18 protein-coding genes are annotated in these 16,410 nt (G+C 70.2%); 12 read left to right on the forward strand and 6 right to left on the reverse strand.

The window, feature by feature from the left end; all coding sequences use genetic code 11:
- Window positions 1–4 precede the first annotated feature (4 nt).
- The 7 genes from ABZ880_RS20670 to ABZ880_RS20700 all read left to right on the forward strand — a co-directional run bounded on the left by ABZ880_RS20670 (window position 5) and on the right by ABZ880_RS20700 (window position 6,554).
- Window positions 5–553, forward strand: coding sequence for a F0F1 ATP synthase subunit B (locus ABZ880_RS20670; RefSeq protein WP_361264735.1), 549 nt, complete (start codon window positions 5–7; stop codon window positions 551–553).
- Window positions 550–1,365: a F0F1 ATP synthase subunit delta gene (locus ABZ880_RS20675; RefSeq protein ID WP_361264738.1), complete on the forward strand. Its 816-nt coding sequence runs from the start codon at window positions 550–552 to the stop codon at window positions 1,363–1,365. Before ABZ880_RS20670 ends, ABZ880_RS20675 begins: the two co-directional genes overlap by 4 nt.
- Before the next feature lie 128 nt (window positions 1,366–1,493).
- Entirely contained in the window at window positions 1,494–3,083 is a 1,590-nt protein-coding gene (atpA, locus tag ABZ880_RS20680) for a F0F1 ATP synthase subunit alpha (protein WP_361264741.1), read from the forward strand.
- Window positions 3,084–3,104: 21 nt separating this feature from the next.
- Window positions 3,105–4,022, forward strand: a complete 918-nt coding sequence (locus tag ABZ880_RS20685; RefSeq protein ID WP_240868641.1) for a F0F1 ATP synthase subunit gamma — start codon at window positions 3,105–3,107, stop codon at window positions 4,020–4,022.
- Window positions 4,022–5,458, forward strand: a complete 1,437-nt coding sequence (gene atpD / locus ABZ880_RS20690; RefSeq protein ID WP_240868639.1) for a F0F1 ATP synthase subunit beta — start codon at window positions 4,022–4,024, stop codon at window positions 5,456–5,458. The genes ABZ880_RS20685 and atpD overlap by 1 nt, the downstream gene beginning before the upstream one ends.
- A gap of 132 nt (window positions 5,459–5,590) precedes the next feature.
- Complete coding sequence (locus ABZ880_RS20695; protein WP_053753233.1) at window positions 5,591–5,965, forward strand: F0F1 ATP synthase subunit epsilon; 375 nt, start codon at window positions 5,591–5,593, stop codon at window positions 5,963–5,965.
- Between the two features lie 142 nt (window positions 5,966–6,107).
- On the forward strand, window positions 6,108–6,554 hold the full coding sequence (locus ABZ880_RS20700; RefSeq protein WP_361264746.1) for a DUF2550 domain-containing protein: 447 nt from the start codon (window positions 6,108–6,110) through the stop codon (window positions 6,552–6,554).
- 356 nt (window positions 6,555–6,910) lie between these two features.
- Here the strand turns inward: ABZ880_RS20700 and ABZ880_RS20705 are convergent, their stop codons facing one another.
- From ABZ880_RS20705 to ABZ880_RS20715, 3 genes are all read right to left on the reverse strand, one after another.
- On the reverse strand, window positions 6,911–8,737 hold the full coding sequence (locus ABZ880_RS20705; protein ID WP_361264749.1) for a glycoside hydrolase family 18 chitinase: 1,827 nt from the start codon (window positions 8,735–8,737) through the stop codon (window positions 6,911–6,913).
- 143 nt (window positions 8,738–8,880) lie between these two features.
- Window positions 8,881–9,522, reverse strand: a complete 642-nt coding sequence (locus ABZ880_RS20710) for a response regulator transcription factor (RefSeq protein ID WP_361264752.1) — start codon at window positions 9,520–9,522, stop codon at window positions 8,881–8,883.
- The gene (locus ABZ880_RS20715) at window positions 9,519–10,691 is read right to left on the reverse strand and encodes a histidine kinase (protein ID WP_361264755.1); all 1,173 of its coding nucleotides are present in this window, start codon (window positions 10,689–10,691) and stop codon (window positions 9,519–9,521) included. The genes ABZ880_RS20710 and ABZ880_RS20715 overlap by 4 nt, the downstream gene beginning before the upstream one ends.
- A 152-nt stretch (window positions 10,692–10,843) precedes the next feature.
- On the opposite strand from ABZ880_RS20715, the gene ABZ880_RS20720 reads away from it, so the two are divergent.
- From ABZ880_RS20720 to ABZ880_RS20740, 5 genes are read left to right on the forward strand one after another with little or no spacing between them, the layout of a single operon-like run.
- Window positions 10,844–11,422, forward strand: a complete 579-nt coding sequence (locus tag ABZ880_RS20720) for a hypothetical protein (RefSeq protein WP_361264758.1) — start codon at window positions 10,844–10,846, stop codon at window positions 11,420–11,422.
- Window positions 11,423–11,434: 12 nt separating this feature from the next.
- Entirely contained in the window at window positions 11,435–12,130 is a 696-nt protein-coding gene (locus tag ABZ880_RS20725) for a response regulator transcription factor (protein WP_361264761.1), read from the forward strand.
- Window positions 12,127–13,590 (forward strand): HAMP domain-containing sensor histidine kinase, encoded by a 1,464-nt coding sequence (locus ABZ880_RS20730; protein WP_361264764.1) that lies wholly within the window; start codon window positions 12,127–12,129, stop codon window positions 13,588–13,590. Before ABZ880_RS20725 ends, ABZ880_RS20730 begins: the two co-directional genes overlap by 4 nt.
- A gap of 54 nt (window positions 13,591–13,644) precedes the next feature.
- Complete coding sequence (locus ABZ880_RS20735) at window positions 13,645–14,052, forward strand: hypothetical protein (RefSeq protein WP_361264767.1); 408 nt, start codon at window positions 13,645–13,647, stop codon at window positions 14,050–14,052.
- Entirely contained in the window at window positions 14,052–14,246 is a 195-nt protein-coding gene (locus tag ABZ880_RS20740) for a hypothetical protein (protein ID WP_361264769.1), read from the forward strand. The genes ABZ880_RS20735 and ABZ880_RS20740 overlap by 1 nt, the downstream gene beginning before the upstream one ends.
- Here the strand turns inward: ABZ880_RS20740 and ABZ880_RS20745 are convergent.
- From ABZ880_RS20745 to ABZ880_RS20755, 3 genes are read right to left on the reverse strand one after another with little or no spacing between them, the layout of a single operon-like run.
- Entirely contained in the window at window positions 14,243–14,830 is a 588-nt protein-coding gene (locus tag ABZ880_RS20745) for a cob(I)yrinic acid a,c-diamide adenosyltransferase (RefSeq protein ID WP_361264772.1), read from the reverse strand. The genes ABZ880_RS20740 and ABZ880_RS20745 overlap by 4 nt on opposite strands.
- 13 nt (window positions 14,831–14,843) lie before the next feature.
- The gene (locus ABZ880_RS20750; protein ID WP_361264774.1) at window positions 14,844–15,593 is read right to left on the reverse strand and encodes an ABC transporter permease; all 750 of its coding nucleotides are present in this window, start codon (window positions 15,591–15,593) and stop codon (window positions 14,844–14,846) included.
- Window positions 15,594–15,600: 7 nt separating this feature from the next.
- Entirely contained in the window at window positions 15,601–16,386 is a 786-nt protein-coding gene (locus tag ABZ880_RS20755; RefSeq protein ID WP_361264777.1) for an ATP-binding cassette domain-containing protein, read from the reverse strand.
- Window positions 16,387–16,410 lie beyond the last annotated feature (24 nt).

Raw genomic sequence — 16,410 nt, forward strand, 5'->3', positions numbered from 1 at the left:
TGATGTGATCGCCAACCTGGTACAGCTGGCGGCCGAGGAAGAGCAGAACCCGCTCGTCCCGGCCGGTCCCGAGCTGCTCGTCGGCGCCATCGCCTTCGCCATCGTGTTCTTCTTCTTCTGGAAGAAGCTGCTCCCGAACATCAACAAGGTTCTGGAGGAGCGCCGCGAGGCGATCGAAGGTGGCATCGAGAAGGCCGAGGCGGCTCAGGTCGAAGCCCAGAGCGTTCTCGAGCAGTACAAGGCCCAGCTCGCCGAGGCCCGGCACGAGGCCGCGCGTCTGCGCCAGGAGGCGCAGGAGCAGGGTGCCGCGCTGATCGCCGAGATGCGCGCCGAGGGCCAGCGGCAGCGCGAGGAGATCGTCACCGCCGGTCACGCGCAGATCGAGGCCGACCGCAAGGCCGCCGCGTCCGCGCTGCGGCAGGACGTCGGTCACCTCGCAACCGAGCTGGCCGGCAAGCTCGTCGGTGAGTCCCTCGAGGACCACGCCCGGCAGAGCCGTGTCATCGACCGCTTCCTCGACGAGCTCGAGGAGAAGGCCGAGGCCACCCGATGAACGGAGCGAGCCGCGAGGCACTGGCCGCCGCACGCGAGCGCCTGGACGCGCTGACGGACTCCACGTCCGTCGACGCGGGCACGCTCGCCGACGAGCTGGCCGCCGTCACCGCGCTGCTCGACCGCGAGGTGTCGCTGCGTCGGGTCCTGACCGACCCGGCGCAGGCCGGTGAGGCCAAGGCCGAGCTGGCCCAGCGCCTGCTCGGCGGTCAGGTCGGCGGGCAGACCGTCGACCTGGTGTCCGGCATGGTGCGCTCCCGCTGGTCGCAGTCGCGCGACCTGGTGGACGCCCTCGAGGAGCTGGCCAACACGGCCGACCTCACCGCCGCGCAGAAGAGCGGCGCGCTCGACGACGTGGAGGACGAGCTGTTCCGCTTCGGGCGGATCGTCTCCTCGAACACCGAGCTGCGTGCCGCGCTCACCGACCGCGCCGCGTCCGCCGCGGCCAAGATCGAGCTGCTGCACCGGCTGCTCGGCGGCCGGGCCGCTGCGACGACCGAGCGTCTTGTGACGCGCCTTGTTACCGCGCCGCGGGGACGTAGCCTGGAGTCGGGACTGGAGTCCCTGTCCAAGCTCGCCGCCGAGCGCCGGGAGCGCCTGGTCGCCGTGGTCACCTCGGCGGTGCCGCTGAGCGACGCGCAGAAGCAGCGCCTGGGCGCCGCTCTCGCGAAGCTCTACGGCCACAAGATGCACCTCAACATCGACGTGGACCCCGAGGTCCTCGGCGGGATCCGGGTGCAGGTCGGTGACGAGGTCATCAACGGCTCGATCGCGGACCGCATCGAGGACGCCGGCCGCCGACTGGCGGGCTAGCAGCAACTTCATAAGCAGTAAGCAGTACGTACCTACGGCCCGGTTGGGTCGTGCAGAGGATTCCTGGGGGTCGCCCCCAGACCCCCAAGTTGAAACTTCGGGCCCAACAAGGAGAGCAGGGAACCCAGATGGCGGAGCTCACGATCCGGCCGGAGGAGATCCGGGACGCGCTGGAGAACTTCGTCCAGTCGTACAAGCCGGACGCGGCCTCGCGCGAGGAGGTCGGTACGGTCACCCTTGCCGGCGACGGCATCGCGAAGGTCGAGGGTCTGCCCTCGGCCATGGCCAACGAACTGCTGAAGTTCGAGGACGGCACCCTCGGCCTCGCCCTCAACCTCGAGGAGCGCGAGATCGGTGCCATCGTCCTCGGTGAGTTCAGCGGCATCGAGGAGGGTCAGCCGGTGCAGCGCACCGGTGAGGTGCTCTCCGTGGCTGTCGGCGAGGGCTACCTCGGCCGCGTCGTCGACCCGCTCGGCAACCCGATCGACGGCCTCGGCGAGATCGAGACGTCCGGCCGCCGCGCCCTTGAGCTGCAGGCTCCGGGCGTCATGGCCCGTAAGTCGGTGCACGAGCCGATGGAGACCGGCTACAAGGCCGTCGACGCGATGACCCCGATCGGCCGTGGCCAGCGTCAGCTGATCATCGGTGACCGCCAGACCGGCAAGACCGCCCTGGCCGTCGACACGATCATCAACCAGCGTGACAACTGGCGCTCGGGCGACCCGAAGAAGCAGGTCCGCTGCGTCTACGTCGCCATCGGCCAGAAGGGCTCGACCATCGCCTCCGTGCGTGGTGCCCTCGACGAGGCCGGCGCGCTGGAGTACACGACCATCGTCGCCGCCCCGGCGTCCGACCCGGCCGGCTTCAAGTACCTTGCGCCGTACACCGGTTCGGCCATCGGTCAGCAGTGGATGTACGAGGGCAAGCACGTCCTCATCATCTTCGACGACCTGTCGAAGCAGGCCGACGCCTACCGCGCCGTGTCGCTGCTGCTGCGCCGCCCGCCGGGCCGTGAGGCCTACCCGGGTGACGTCTTCTACCTGCACTCCCGTCTGCTGGAGCGCTGCGCGAAGCTCTCCGACGACATGGGCGCCGGCTCGATGACGGGTCTGCCGATCGTCGAGACCAAGGCCAACGACGTCTCGGCGTTCATCCCGACCAACGTCATCTCCATCACCGACGGCCAGTGCTTCCTGGAGTCGGACCTGTTCAACGCCGGTCAGCGCCCCGCGCTGAACGTCGGTATCTCCGTCTCCCGAGTCGGTGGTTCCGCGCAGCACAAGGCGATGAAGCAGGTCTCCGGCCGCCTCCGTCTCGACCTCGCCCAGTACCGTGAGCTGGAGGCCTTCGCCGCCTTCGGTTCCGACCTGGACGCCGCGTCGAAGTCCCAGCTGGAGCGTGGTCAGCGACTGGTCGAGCTGCTCAAGCAGCCGCAGTACCAGCCGATGCCGACCGAGAACCAGGTCGTCTCCGTGTGGGCCGGCACCACCGGCAAGATGGACGACGTCCCGGTCGCCGACATCCGCCGCTTCGAGAAGGAGCTGCTGGAGTACCTGCACCGCAAGGAGCAGGGCCTCATGACCTCCATCAAGGAGGGCGGCAAGATGTCGGACGACACCCTCGTCGCTGTTGCCGACGCGATCGCCGAGTTCAAGAAGCAGTTCGAGACCTCGGACGGCAAGCTTCTCGGCGAGGACGCCCCGGCCGCGGCCAAGTGACGTAAGGAAGGGACCTGACTCATGGGAGCCCAGCTCCGGGTCTACAAGCGTCGCATCCGATCCGTCACCGCGACCAAGAAGATCACCAAGGCGATGGAGATGATCGCCGCCTCGCGTGTCGTCAAGGCGCAGCGCAAGGTGGCGGCCTCCACGCCGTACGCGACCGAGCTCACCCGCGCGGTCACGGCGGTCGGCACCGGTTCGAACACGAAGCACCCGCTGACCACCCAGGCCGAGACGGTCACGCGGTCCGCGGTGCTGCTCCTGACGAGCGACCGTGGTCTGGCCGGCGCCTTCAACTCCAACGCCATCAAGGTGGCGGAGCAGCTGACCGAGCGTCTCGAGGCCGAGGGCAAGGAGGTCGACACGTACATCGTCGGCCGCCGCGGTCTGGCTCACTACAACTTCCGCGAGCGCAAGGTCGTGGAGTCGTGGGCGGGCTTCACCGACGAGCCCACGTACGCGGACGCCAAGAAGGTCGCGGGTCCGCTGATCGAGGCCATCGAGACGGAGACGGCCGAGGGCGGCGTGGATGAACTCCACATCGTCTTCACCGAGTTCGTGTCGATGATGACGCAGACGGCGCTCGACGACCGCCTGCTGCCGCTCAGCCTCGAAGAGGTCGCCAAGGAGGCCGCCCCCAAGGGCGAGATCCTTCCTCTGTACGACTTCGAGCCGTCGGCGGAGGACGTCCTCGACGCCCTGCTGCCGCGGTACGTGGAGAGCCGTATCTACAACGCGCTGCTCCAGTCGGCCGCCTCCAAGCACGCCGCCACGCGCCGTGCCATGAAGTCGGCCACCGACAACGCGGGAGAGCTCATCACGACGCTCTCGCGACTTGCCAACGCGGCCCGCCAGGCCGAAATCACCCAGGAAATCAGCGAGATCGTCGGTGGCTCCGCAGCCCTGGCCGACGCGACCGCGGGGAGTGACCGCTAATGACCGCCACTGTTGAGACCGCGACGGCCACGGGCCGCGTCGCCCGGGTCATCGGCCCGGTCGTCGACGTGGAGTTCCCCGTCGACGCGATGCCGGACATCTACAACGCTCTGCACGTCGAGGTCGCCGACCCGGCCAACGAGGGCGAGAAGAAGACGCTGACCCTGGAGGTCGCCCAGCACCTGGGTGACGGCCTGGTCCGCACCATCTCCATGCAGCCCACCGACGGCCTGGTCCGCCAGGCCGCCGTCACCGACACCGGCACGGGCATCACCGTCCCGGTCGGCGACTTCACCAAGGGCAAGGTGTTCAACACCCTCGGTGAGGTGCTGAACGTCGACGAGCAGTACGAGGGCGAGCGCTGGTCCATCCACCGCAAGGCCCCGAACTTCGACGAGCTCGAGTCGAAGACCGAGATGTTCGAGACCGGCGTCAAGGTCATCGACCTTCTCACCCCGTACGTCAAGGGTGGAAAGATCGGCCTGTTCGGCGGTGCCGGCGTCGGCAAGACGGTGCTCATCCAGGAGATGATCTACCGCGTCGCCAACAACCACGACGGTGTCTCGGTGTTCGCCGGTGTCGGCGAGCGCACTCGTGAGGGCAACGACCTCATCGAGGAGATGGCGGACTCGGGCGTCATCGACAAGACCGCGCTGGTCTTCGGTCAGATGGACGAGCCCCCGGGCACCCGTCTGCGCGTGGCCCTCGCGGGTCTGACCATGGCGGAGTACTTCCGCGATGTGCAGAAGCAGGACGTGCTGTTCTTCATCGACAACATCTTCCGCTTCACGCAGGCCGGTTCCGAGGTGTCGACCCTGCTCGGCCGTATGCCCTCCGCGGTGGGCTACCAGCCGAACCTGGCCGACGAGATGGGTCTCCTCCAGGAGCGCATCACCTCGACCCGTGGTCACTCGATCACCTCGATGCAGGCGATCTACGTCCCCGCGGACGACCTGACCGACCCGGCCCCGGCCACGACCTTCGCCCACCTCGACGCGACGACGGTTCTCTCCCGTCCGATCTCCGAGAAGGGCATCTACCCGGCCGTGGACCCGCTGGACTCCACGTCCCGCATCCTGGACCCGCGCTACATCGCGGCGGACCACTACGAGACCGCGATGCGCGTCAAGACGGTCCTCCAGAAGTACAAGGACCTCCAGGACATCATCGCGATCCTCGGTATCGACGAGCTCGGCGAGGAGGACAAGCTCGTCGTCCACCGTGCCCGTCGCGTGGAGCGCTTCCTGTCCCAGAACACCCACGTCGCCAAGCAGTTCACCGGCGTCGACGGGTCGGACGTCCCGCTGGACGAGTCGATCGCGGCCTTCAACGCGATCATCGACGGCGACTACGACCACTTCCCGGAGCAGGCGTTCTTCCTGTGCGGTGGCATCGAGGACCTCAAGGCCAACGCCAAGGAGCTGGGCGTCTCCTGAACTCGGAACTCAAGCGTTCTGAGCTCTGAGTTCGTGTGAGGGGGCGGGGCTCGTCCCGCCCCCTCTTCCACGCCCACTAGACTTGTAACCAACACCCGGCCGAACCGCCGGGTGGTGACCCGAGGAGCCACCTTGGCTGCTGAGCTGCACGTCGCGCTGGTCGCGGCCGACCGAGAGGTCTGGTCCGGCGAGGCCACCCTGGTCGTCGCGCGCACCACGTCCGGCGACATCGGCGTCATGCCCGGTCACCAGCCGCTGCTCGGTGTGCTGGAGTCGGGCCCGGTGACCATCCGTACGAGTGATGGTGGAACGGTCGTCGCCGCGGTGCACGGCGGTTTCATCTCGTTCGCGGACAACAAGCTGTCGCTGCTGGCCGAGATCGCCGAGCTGTCGGACGAGATCGACGTCCAGCGCGCGGAGCGGGAGCTGGAGCGTGCGAAGGCGGAGGGCGACGCCTCCGCCGAGCGCCGTGCGGACGTACGACTTCGTGCGGCGGCGGCGCGCTGATCGAGCGCACCGTGTGATGACGTCCCTCAGCCGCGGCCGGCACCGGAGCAATCCGGTGCCGGCCGCGGCTGAGGCAGATATGGATGTTTTTTCCGTTCCGTTACCTATTTTCGGTACCTAGGAGACGAGGAGGTCGGTGTCGATGGTCCTCGCTCTGACTGTGTGCGGAATCGTCGTGGCCCTGGTGGTGCTGGGGTTGTTCGTCTTCGGCCTGCGCCGCAGACTGATCCAGCGCTCCGGGGGCACCTTCGACTGTTCCCTTCGCTGGGACGTCCCCGAGAAACCGGACACCTCCGGCAAGGGCTGGAGCTACGGCGTCGCCCGCTACAACGGCGACCGCATCGAGTGGTACCGCGTCTTCTCCTACGCCTACCGCCCCCGCCGCATCCTGGAACGCGCCGCGATCGAGGTGGCCGGCCGCCGCCTCCCCGAGGGCGAGGAGGAGCTGGCGCTCCTCTCCGACGCCGTGATCCTGACCTGTCTGCACCGGGGCACACGTCTCGAACTCGCCATGAGCGAAGACGCGCTGACCGGTTTCCTCGCGTGGCTGGAGGCGGCGCCCCCCGGTCAGCGGGTCAACGTCGCCTGACAGACCGCGACGGTATGGGGTTCCGGCGCGAGTGACACGGTCACGTTCACCGGCCAGGTGGCCGGCAGGGCCGCGACCGTCGTCCCCGTCAACACCCCGGCGGACGCCACCCTGGACCTGCGCGGCCGATCGACCGCCGTATCGGACCTGCTGCGCCTCCGCTTCATTGCTGCCCCCCGAATCATTTCTTCCCCCTGAACGCCTTATTCCGCTTACTGGTTGAGATACGGATTGTCCCCGGTCGGGGATCCTGTCCCACCGGCCGAGTGGCCTCCCCGGAAGGGCCGAACGGCCCCTGGCACGCACGCCGGGGGCGCGCGGCATGCACCGCGCGCCCCCGGGTCTGTGCCGAGCCGTCAGCTCAGGCCGCTGTTGATCGCACTCACCAGCTCTCCGTTGCTGGTGTCGCCGCTGAACTCCCAGAAGAACGCGCCGCCGAGGCCCTGGGACTTGGCCCAGGTCATCTTTCCGGCGATCGTCGACGGGGTGTCGTAGGACCACCAGTTGCTGCCGCAGTGGGCGTAGGCCGTGCCCGCGACGGTGCCCGTGACCGGGCACGACGTCTTGAGGACCTTGTAGTCCTCGATGCCCTGCTCGTACGTGCCGGCCGCCGCGCCCGTGGCGGTGCCGCCCGGGGCGTCCTGGGTGACGCCGGTCCAGCCGCGGCCGTAGAAACCGATGCCGAGGAGCAGCTTGCTCGCGGGGACGCCGATCGACTTGTACTTGGCGATCGCGTCGGCCGTGGTGAAGCCCGCCTTCGGGATGCCGGAGTACGAGGTCAGCGGGGAGTGCGGGGCGGTCGGGCCCTGGGCGTCCCAGGCGCCGAAGAAGTCGTACGTCATCACGTTGTACCAGTCGACGTACTGCGCGGCGCCCGCGTAGTCCGCGGCCTCGATCTTGCCGCCGGAGGAGCCGTCCGCGGTGACGGCCGCGGTGACCAGGTTGTTCGAGCCGAACTTGGCGCGCAGCGCGGACATCAGGTTCTTGTACGCGGCCGCACCGCTGCTGTCGCAGGACAGACCGCAGGCGTTCGGGTACTCCCAGTCGATGTCGATGCCGTCGAAGACGTCGGCCCAGCGCGGGTCCTCGACCAGGTTGTAGCAGGACTGGGCGAAGGCGGCCGGGTTGGCCGCGGCCTGGGCGAAGCCGCCGGACCAGGTCCAGCCGCCGAAGGACCAGAGGACCTTGATGTTCGGGTACTTGGCCTTCAGCTCACGCAGCTGGTTGAAGTTGCCGCGCAGCGGCTGGTCCCAGGTGTCGGCCACACCGCTCACCGACTGGTCGGCGGTGAAGGCCTTGTCGTAGTCGGCGTAGGAGTCGCCGATCGCGCACTGCCCGTTGGTGACGTTGCCGAAGGCGTAGTTGATGTGCGTGATCTTCGCGGCCGAGCCGGACGTCACCAGGTTCTTGACGTTGTAGTTGCGGCCGTAGATGCCCCACTCGGTGAAGTAGCCGAGCCTGACCTTGTTGCCGCCGGTCGGGGGCGGGTCGGTGGTGCCGCCGGTGGTGTGCACGGCGACCGCGCCGCTGACCGGGCCGGTCTGGTCGGCGGTGTCACGGGCCCGGACGGTGTAGGAGTAGTCGGTGCCGGCGGTCAGGCCGGTGTCCGTGTAGTTCGTGGTGGTGACCGTCGAGACGACCTTGCCGTCGCGCAGGACGTCGTAGTTCTTGATGCCCTTGTCGTCGGTGGCCGCGCTCCAGGCGAGCTTCACCGAGGTGTCGGTGACGGAGGAGGCGGTGGGGGTGCCCGGCGCGGAGGGCGCCGCGTCGCCGGGGACCGTCGTGCCGTCGCAACTGTCGCCGTTCAGCTTGCAGTTGGAGGGCGAGCCGGAGCCCGCGCCGTTGAAGCCGAACGAGACGGAGGCGCCCGGCGCTATGGAGCCGTTGTAGGACTTGTTCTTGGCGGTCCAGTGGGTGCCGGAGGACGTGACGTCCGCGTCCCAGGCCGAGGTGACGGACGTACCGGAGGGGAAGTCCCACTCGATCGTCCATGAACTGATGGCCGTGGTGCCGGTGTTCTTCACCGTCCACTTGCCCTCGAAGCCGGTGCCCCAGTCCTGGGTCTTGGCGTATGTCGCCGTGGCGGTCGTCGCGGCCTGGGCGGGGCTCGCGAGTCCGACCAGACCGGCCAGGGGGAGCAACAGGGTCGCGAACCCTGCCGCGGCTCTGTGTCTGAAGCGCATGTCGCGCCTCCTTAGCGGGAGTTGGGGGCGCGACTGAGCCTTCACGCCCACGGTGCCGCGAGAATAGAAAGGTCTGGACCATCGGTCAATAGGTCTGGACCACTCTTGTATACGGCGGATGCGACGCGTACGAGTGACGGCCTCTAGATCCCCAACTCCTGTGCCAGTACGGCAGCTTGGACCCGGCTGCGCAGCTCCAGCTTGCCGAGGAGGCGGCTGACATGGGTCTTCACCGTCGCCTCGGCCATGTCGAGCCGGACGGCGATCTCCGCGTTGGACAGACCCTCGCCGAGGCACGACAGCACCTCTCGCTCGCGCCGGGTGAGCGCGTCCAGGACGGCGGGGTCGGCGGTCGGCTGCCGTACGGGCCCCGCTGCGAACTCGGCGATCAGACGGCGGGTCACCGCCGGAGCGATCAGGCCCTCCCCGCGCGCGACCGTCCGTACCGCCTCCAGCAGGCCCTTCGCGTCGGTGTTCTTGAGCAGGAAACCGGCGGCACCCGCGCGCAGCGCCCCGAAGACGTACTCGTCGAGGTCGAAGGTGGTGAGGACGAGAACGTCCGCGAGGCCCTCCTCGACGACCTTCCCGGTTGCCGACACCCCGTCCAGACGCGGCATCTGAACGTCCATCAGGACCAGGTCCGGCCCCAACTCCCTGGCCAGCGACACCGCCTGCTCCCCGTCCGCCGCCTCGCCCACCACCTCGATGTCCGGTGCGCTGCGCAGGATGAGGACGAGCCCGGCGCGCACGGCGGACTGGTCCTCGGCGACGAGGACGCGGATCATTCGACGGCTCCTTCGGCTACGGGGAGGGTGGCACGCACCGTCCACAGGGTGCCCTCGGGGCCCGCCTCGAACGTGCCGCCCAGCAGGGCCGCCCGCTCCCGCATGCCGACCAGCCCGGCGCCGGAACCGGGAGCGCGCGGGCCGTCCCGGTGGCCGTACGGGCTGGTCACCCGGACGTCGAGGACGCCGTCCCGCCGTGCGAGCGCGACCGTGATGCGGCCGGGGCAGGCGTGCTTGAGGGCGTTGGTCAGGGACTCCTGGACGATGCGGTAGGCGGCGAGCTCGACCGGGGCGGGGACCTTGCCGTGGTCGGGTTCGAGGCTGATGTCGAGGCCGTTGGCGCGGGCGCCGTCGACGAGGGCGGTGAGGCCGTCGAGGGTGGGTGCGGCGGCGGGCTCGGTGCCGGCGCCCGCGTCCCGCAGGATGCCGATGAGGCGGCGCATCTCGGCGAGGCCGGCCACGCTGTTCTCCCGGATGACGGACAGGGCCTCCTTCGAGGTGCCCGGGTCGTCGATCGACAGCGCGGCCGTGGAGTGGATGGCGATCGCCGAGAGGTGGTTGGCGACCATGTCGTGCAACTCGCGTGCCATCCGCGCCCGTTCGGCGGAGACCGCCTGGCTGCGGTCCATCTCGGCCAGGAGCGCTGTCTGTTCGGCACGCAGCCGGGCGGCCGCGGCGGCGTCGCGGTGGTCGCGGACGATCCAGCCGGTGGCCGCGGGGCCGAACGCCACGATGCCGATGACCACACCGATCAGCAGCGCCTCCGGCACCCGCCACACCGCGAACGGCACCAGGGTTCCGGCGACCGTGAGCAGCCCGGTGATCCAGGGGATGCGGCGGGCCGAGGCCGGCGGCCCGTACAGGACGGCCGCGTAGACGAGGTCGGTGAACATCAGGATCGTGGCCACGTTGCCCTGGGTCACCAGGTCCGTGGTGATCGCGGCCGTGCCGGTCAGCAGGGCCGTGCGCGGCGCGGTGCGGCGCAGCAGCTCGCAGGCGGCCATCACGCCGAGCGGCAGCAGGACCGGCCAGGGACCGTCGAAGAGCGTGATCGGGTCGTCGGACTGCCGGGTGCCGAGGCCCAGGACCACCAGCAGCAGGCCGCCGAGCAGCCCGCCGACCGCGACGTACACGTCGAAGCGGTGCGGGCGGGGGAGACGCAGGGCCATGACTCCATCCAACACGGCCCGCCCGACGCTCGCCTGATCCCCGGGAAGGGTTCGCAACTGCATCTTTCGATGTACCGCGAGTTCGTCGGCGCCGACGACGAAAGCCGCGCACCCCACCGGGAGCCTGGGAGGACGAGGGAAGGGAGTGTGCCGTGATCGTCGCGCTGATCGTGGCCTGCGAGGTCGGCTTCTGGGTGCTGCTGGCCGCCGGCCTGGCCGTCCGCTATCTGCTGAGGTTGCGCCGCACCAGCGTGGCGCTGCTGCTGTGCGAGCCACTACTGGAGCTCCTGCTGTTCGTGGTGACGGCGGTCGACCTGAAGAAGGGCGCGGAGCCGAGCTGGGAACACGGCCTCGCGGCGCTCTACATCGGCTTCACCGTCGCCTACGGCCACTACACGATCCGCTGGCTCGACGGGCACGCGGCACATCGGCTGACCGGTGCGCCGAAACCCGTGGGGCCACCTCGCCACGGTCTGGCCAGGGCCCGGCACGAGGGCCGGCTGTGGCTGCGTACCGTCGTCGCCGCGGCCGTTGCCTGTGCGCTGCTCCAGGCCGCGATCCGGTACGTCGGCGACGGCGACACCTCGTCCCTGCGGACCTTCCAGTGGGCGGCGCTCAGGGCCCTGGTCATCCACGGGCTGATCGCGCTGACGTATCTGATCTGGCCGAAGAAGCGTCCGGCGACCGCTGCCGCCCGCGCGGAGCAGGACCGTACCCTGACCGAACGCTGAGGGGAGGGGCGCATGGGCGAGACGAGTGGTCCCGGTGCGGTGCTGGTCGTCGACGACGACGCGGCCATCCGGCGGTCGCTGGAGCGCGGGCTGCGGCTGAGCGGCTTCCGGGTGCGTACGGCGGAGGGCGGCCGCGAGGCGCTGGCGGTGATTCAGGAGGCGCCGCCGGACGTGCTCGTCCTCGACGTGTCGATGCCCGGCATGAGCGGCATCGAGGTCTGCGAGCGGCTCCGTGACGACGGCCGGGACCTCCCCGTCCTGATGCTCTCGGCGCTCGACGAGACCGCCGACCGCATCGCCGGGCTCCAGGCGGGCGGCGACGACTACCTGGTCAAGCCGTTCGCGCTGCAGGAACTGGTGCTGCGGCTGCGCGCCCTGCTGCGCCGCAGGCCGCCCACCGGCCGGGAAGTGCTGCGGGTGGCGGGCCTGGTGATCGACCCGGCGGCCCGTACCGCCGAGCGGGACGGCAGCCCGCTGGAGCTGACCCGCCGCGAGTTCGAACTCCTCGAAGTCCTCGCCCGCAACGCCGGGTTGGTCCTCACCCGCGACCAGCTGCTGGAACGCGTGTGGGGCTACGACTTCGACGTGCGCACCGACGCCGTGGACACGTTCGTCAGCTATCTGCGGCGCAAGCTGGAGGCGGACGGGCGGCCACGGCTGGTGCACACCGTGCGCGGGGTGGGCTTCGTACTGAGGGAAGAACCATGAGGCTCTCGACGCGCATCGGGCTCGCCGTCGGACTCACCGTGCCGCTGCTCGTGCTGGCCTCCGGCTGGCTGCTGCTCCAGCTGGTCAACCGTGATCTGCACAGCGCCGAGGACGAACATCTGCGGGCCCGGGCCGCCGCCGTGCGGGCCGACGCCCGCGCCCTGCTGCGGGCCAGCGCCAACGGCCGGCCCAAAGCGGCCGACAACAGGGAACGGCTCCTGTACAGCGCGGCCCTCGACGTCGGCGTGCGCGTCATGGGTCCCGACGCCACCTTCAGCGGCGGCCCGCAGCCGGACGCCTCGGTGTCGCTGCCGGCGCGGGCGACCACCCCGGTCACGGTCCGGGACGGCGGCACCAGCTGGCGCGCGCTGTCCGTGCCGATCAGCACCGCCCGCGGCTCCGGCACCCTGTGGGTCTTCTCGCCCAACGCCGCCGACCAGGCCCAACTCCGGCTCGTGCGGCGCCGCGTGGCGGTGATCTCCCTGCTCGCGGCACCCCTGGCCGGCCTGCTCGCGTGGGGTGTCGCCACCGGTGCGAGCGGCCCACTGCGCCGGCTCGGCCGCCGTACCGCCGGACTCGACCCGCGCACCAGCACGGCCCGGCTGCCCGAGGAGCCGAGCGGGGTCACCGAGGTCGACGAACTGGCCGCCACCCTGCGCACGGTCCTCGCCCGCTACGACGAACAGGCCGCCCGCACCGCGGAGGCCCTGGACACCGCACGCTCCTTCTCCGCGGCCGCCTCGCACGAACTGCGCACCCCGCTGATGAGCATGGGCACCAACCTCGACATCCTCGCCGCCCACCCCGACCTCCCCGAGCCCGACCGCACCGAGGTGCTCACCGACCTGCGCCACGAACACGCCCGGCTGCTCGGTCTGTTGGTGATGTTGCGGGAGCTGGGGCGTGGGGACCTGGTCGAGGCGGAGGCGCTGCGGACGGTGGACCTCGCCGAGGTCGCCGACGCGGCGGTCGCCGAGGCCCGCCGCCGAGCGCCCGACGCCCGGATCACCCTGGACGCGGCGCCTGGGCTCACCGTCCACGGCTGGGAACCCGGTCTGCGGCTCCTCCTCGGCAACCTGCTGGCCAACGCGCTCGCCCACGGCCGGGACAAGGACGGCCGGGCGACTGCGGAAGTCGGGGTGCGGGGAGCGGGCGAGCAGGTCGTGATCACCGTCGACGACCGCGGACCGGGCGTGCCTTTCGAGGAACGCGGGCGGATCTTCGAGCGGTTCGCCCGCGGCCCCGGCAGCTCGGGCTCCGGTCTCGGCCTGACGCTGGTCGCCCAGCAGACGGCGCTCCACCAGGGCGCGGTCACGGTCGCCGACGGCCCGGCCGGCGTCGGCACCCGCTTCGAGGTGCGGCTGCCGAGGGCCGCCGGCACCCTGCCCGTCCACCGCGACTGGCTGATCGGTACAGCAGGGACAAACCGGTCACAGAGTTTCCCCAAAGACGCTTCCTAGCCTCCACGGCGAGCGGACGGACGAAGGGGGCCGTCCGCGGAACGGAGGCTCGAGATGTACGTACGACGAAAGCGGCGCACCCTCCTCGTGGGGCTGGCCGCGACGGCACTGCTGGCGACCGGCACGGGCGCGGCGACGGCCGACAGCACGACCACACCCGCGCCCGCCGCCACGCCGACCGGTGATGGCGCGAAGGCCCTCTGCAAGCGGGCGCCGAAGATCGACCACCGCATCGACCGTGCGCTGAAGCGACTGAACGCGGGCGCGGACAAGCGCGGTTCGATCGCCCGGCTCCAGCAGCGCGTCGACAACGCCAGGTCGGCCGGCCACGACGAGATCGCCACGTATCTCCAGGACCGGCTGACCTTCCGCAAGTCCCTGCTGACGACACTGCAGCAGCGGCAGAAGGATCTCGCGGACGTCCGGACCTGGTGCAAGGACAGCAACGAGGGCGCGAGCTGATGCACCTGAGGATCACGACCGCCGCGCTCGTCGCCCTCGCGGCACTCACCGCGGGCTGCACCCACGAGGGCGGTGCGGCGGAGAAGGCGCCCGCCACCCCCTCCGGCTACCCGGAGATGCAGAAGAAGGTGGCCGCGGCCGAGTCCGCGCTCGCTCGGGCGGACAAGGACGCGGCCCAGGACACGGAGCGCTAGCGCTCCCCGCCCGGCACCCACAGCACGTCACCGACGTCCTTGTTGGCGGTGCGGGCCAGGATGAACAGGAGGTCCGACAGGCGGTTCAGATAGGTCGCGGTGAGGGGGTTCATGCTGCCGTCTTTTCCTTTGGCACCGTGCACCTCCAGCGCGGCCCACGTGGAGCGCTCGGCCCGTCGTACGACCGTGCAGGCCTGGTGCAGCAGGGCCGCGCCCGGAGTGCCGCCCGGCAGGATGAAGGAGCGCAGCTTCTCCAGCCGCTCGTTGAAGCGGTCGCAGTCCGCCTCCAGCTTGTCGACGTAGAACTGCTCGACCCTGAGGGGCGGGAACTCCGGCTTCTCCACCACCGGCGTCGACAGGTCCGCACCCACGTCGAACAGGTCGTTCTGCACGCGGGTGAGAACCGCGACGATCTCCTCGTCGAGCCCGCCCAGCGCGATCGCCGTGCCGATCACCGCGTTCGCCTCGTTGGCGTCCGCGTACGCGGAGATCCGCAGATCGGTCTTGGCGACCCGGCTCATGTCGCCGAGGGCGGTGCTGCCCTGGTCGCCGGTCCTGGTGTAGATGCGCGTCAGATTGACCATGCGACCAGCGTAGTTACGCCCCGGCCGTGCGGAACACGCGTGTGCCCACCGTCACGGCCAGTCCCGCGAAGGCGACAGCCACCAGGACGCCGTACAGCATGTGATCCGTCGCGTACGAGCCGACGTAGGCGTCCCGCACCGCATCCACCAGATAGCGGAACGGCATGAAGTGGGAGACCACGTCCAGCCAGGCCGGCGCCAGCGTCATCGGGAGCATCAGCCCCGACAGCAGCATCGACGGCATGGTCATGGCATTGACCAGCGGCCCGAACTCCTGCGGCGTGTGGACCTTCATCGCCATGGCGTACGACAGCGAGCCCAGCGAGACCGTGAGCAGACCGACGAACGCGAAACCGATCAGCACGCCGGGCAGCGGCGCGCGCAACCCCATCGCCACCGAGGCGAGGACCAGCAGCACCGCCTGGAAGACGAACACCGTGGCGTCGCGCAGCACCCGGCCGAGAAGCAGGGCGAGACGGCTCACGGGGGTCACCCGCATCCGCTCCAGCACTCCCTGGCTCTTCTCGATGATGATCGCGAACCCCGCGAACGAGGCCCCGAACAGGCCGAGTTGAAGCAGCAGTCCCGGCACCAGCACCTGCCAGGAACTGCCCCGGCCGCCCAGTGGCAGGCCGGTCAGCAGCGGGCCGAAGAAGAGGAGATGGAGCAGCGGCATCAGCAGGCCGAAGAGCAGCGCGAAGCGGGAGCGGAGGGACTGGCGGAGATAGCGGCCGTAGATGAGGGCCGTGTCGTGGAGAAGCATCGGGTTCCTATACGGCTACGGGGGCGGCGTCGGCCGGGACGGGACCGCGGCCGGTGATGGCGAGGAACGTGTCCTGGAGGCTCGCGTCGATCGAGCCGCCGTGCTGCAGCTTCAGCGCGCTCGGTGTGCCCTCCGCCACGATCACGCCCTTGTCGACGATCACCAGGCGGTCGGCGAGGGCGTCGGCCTCGTCCAGGTAGTGGGTGGTCAGGAAGACCGTCGTGCCGTGGTCGTCGCGCAGGCCGCGGATCAGGTCCCACAGGTCGGCGCGGCTGCCGGGGTCGAGACCGGTCGTCGGCTCGTCGAGGAGCAGGACCCTCGGGCGGTGGGTGAGCGCCATCGCGATGTCGAGGCGGCGGCGCTGACCGCCGGAGAGCGCGCCCGCCCTGCGGTCGAGGAGCTCGGCGAAACCCAGGTCGCCGGCCAACTCCTCGGCGCGCGCAGCCGCTTGGACCTTGGTCAGGCGGTAGAGGCGGCCCTGGGTGACGAGTTCCTCCCGTACGGAGATCTGAGGGTCGACGCCGCCCGACTGGGCCACGTATCCGCACACCCGGCGCACCCCGGCCGGATCGGTGGCGAGGTCGCAGCCCGCGACCGTGGCCGTACCGCCGGTCGGTGCGAGCAGCGTGGTGAGCATGCGCAGGGTCGTGGTCTTGCCCGCGCCGTTCGGGCCGAGGAAGCCGAGGATCTCGCCCTCGCGGACGGTGAGGTCGATGCCGCGGACCGCTTCGACCGGGCCGCGCTTGGTCTGGAAGGTGCGGGCCAGTCCGGCCGCGCTGATGACTGCTGGCATGCCGTCCAGAAAAACAGAGTCCCT

This window comes from Streptomyces sp. NPDC047043, assembly GCF_040644055.1.
Lineage (GTDB): Bacteria > Actinomycetota > Actinomycetes > Streptomycetales > Streptomycetaceae > Streptomyces.

Bases quoted from the DNA above. Each gene is read 5' to 3' on its own strand.
- atpD (WP_240868639.1), top strand. From the start codon at position 4,022: ATGACCGCCACTGTTGAGACCGCGACGGCCACGGGCCGCGTCGCCCGG.
- ABZ880_RS20725 (WP_361264761.1), top strand. From the start codon at position 11,435: ATGGGCGAGACGAGTGGTCCCGGTGCGGTGCTGGTCGTCGACGACGAC.
- ABZ880_RS20675 (WP_361264738.1), top strand. From the start codon at position 550: ATGAACGGAGCGAGCCGCGAGGCACTGGCCGCCGCACGCGAGCGCCTG.
- ABZ880_RS20750 (WP_361264774.1), bottom strand. From the start codon at position 15,593: ATGCTTCTCCACGACACGGCCCTCATCTACGGCCGCTATCTCCGCCAG.
- ABZ880_RS20745 (WP_361264772.1), bottom strand. From the start codon at position 14,830: ATGGTCAATCTGACGCGCATCTACACCAGGACCGGCGACCAGGGCAGC.
- ABZ880_RS20700 (WP_361264746.1), top strand. From the start codon at position 6,108: ATGGTCCTCGCTCTGACTGTGTGCGGAATCGTCGTGGCCCTGGTGGTG.
- ABZ880_RS20755 (WP_361264777.1), bottom strand. From the start codon at position 16,386: ATGCCAGCAGTCATCAGCGCGGCCGGACTGGCCCGCACCTTCCAGACC.
- ABZ880_RS20705 (WP_361264749.1), bottom strand. From the start codon at position 8,737: ATGCGCTTCAGACACAGAGCCGCGGCAGGGTTCGCGACCCTGTTGCTC.
- ABZ880_RS20740 (WP_361264769.1), top strand. From the start codon at position 14,052: ATGCACCTGAGGATCACGACCGCCGCGCTCGTCGCCCTCGCGGCACTC.
- ABZ880_RS20685 (WP_240868641.1), top strand. From the start codon at position 3,105: ATGGGAGCCCAGCTCCGGGTCTACAAGCGTCGCATCCGATCCGTCACC.
- ABZ880_RS20710 (WP_361264752.1), bottom strand. From the start codon at position 9,522: ATGATCCGCGTCCTCGTCGCCGAGGACCAGTCCGCCGTGCGCGCCGGG.
- atpA (WP_361264741.1), top strand. From the start codon at position 1,494: ATGGCGGAGCTCACGATCCGGCCGGAGGAGATCCGGGACGCGCTGGAG.
- ABZ880_RS20730 (WP_361264764.1), top strand. From the start codon at position 12,127: ATGAGGCTCTCGACGCGCATCGGGCTCGCCGTCGGACTCACCGTGCCG.
- ABZ880_RS20715 (WP_361264755.1), bottom strand. From the start codon at position 10,691: ATGGCCCTGCGTCTCCCCCGCCCGCACCGCTTCGACGTGTACGTCGCG.
- ABZ880_RS20735 (WP_361264767.1), top strand. From the start codon at position 13,645: ATGTACGTACGACGAAAGCGGCGCACCCTCCTCGTGGGGCTGGCCGCG.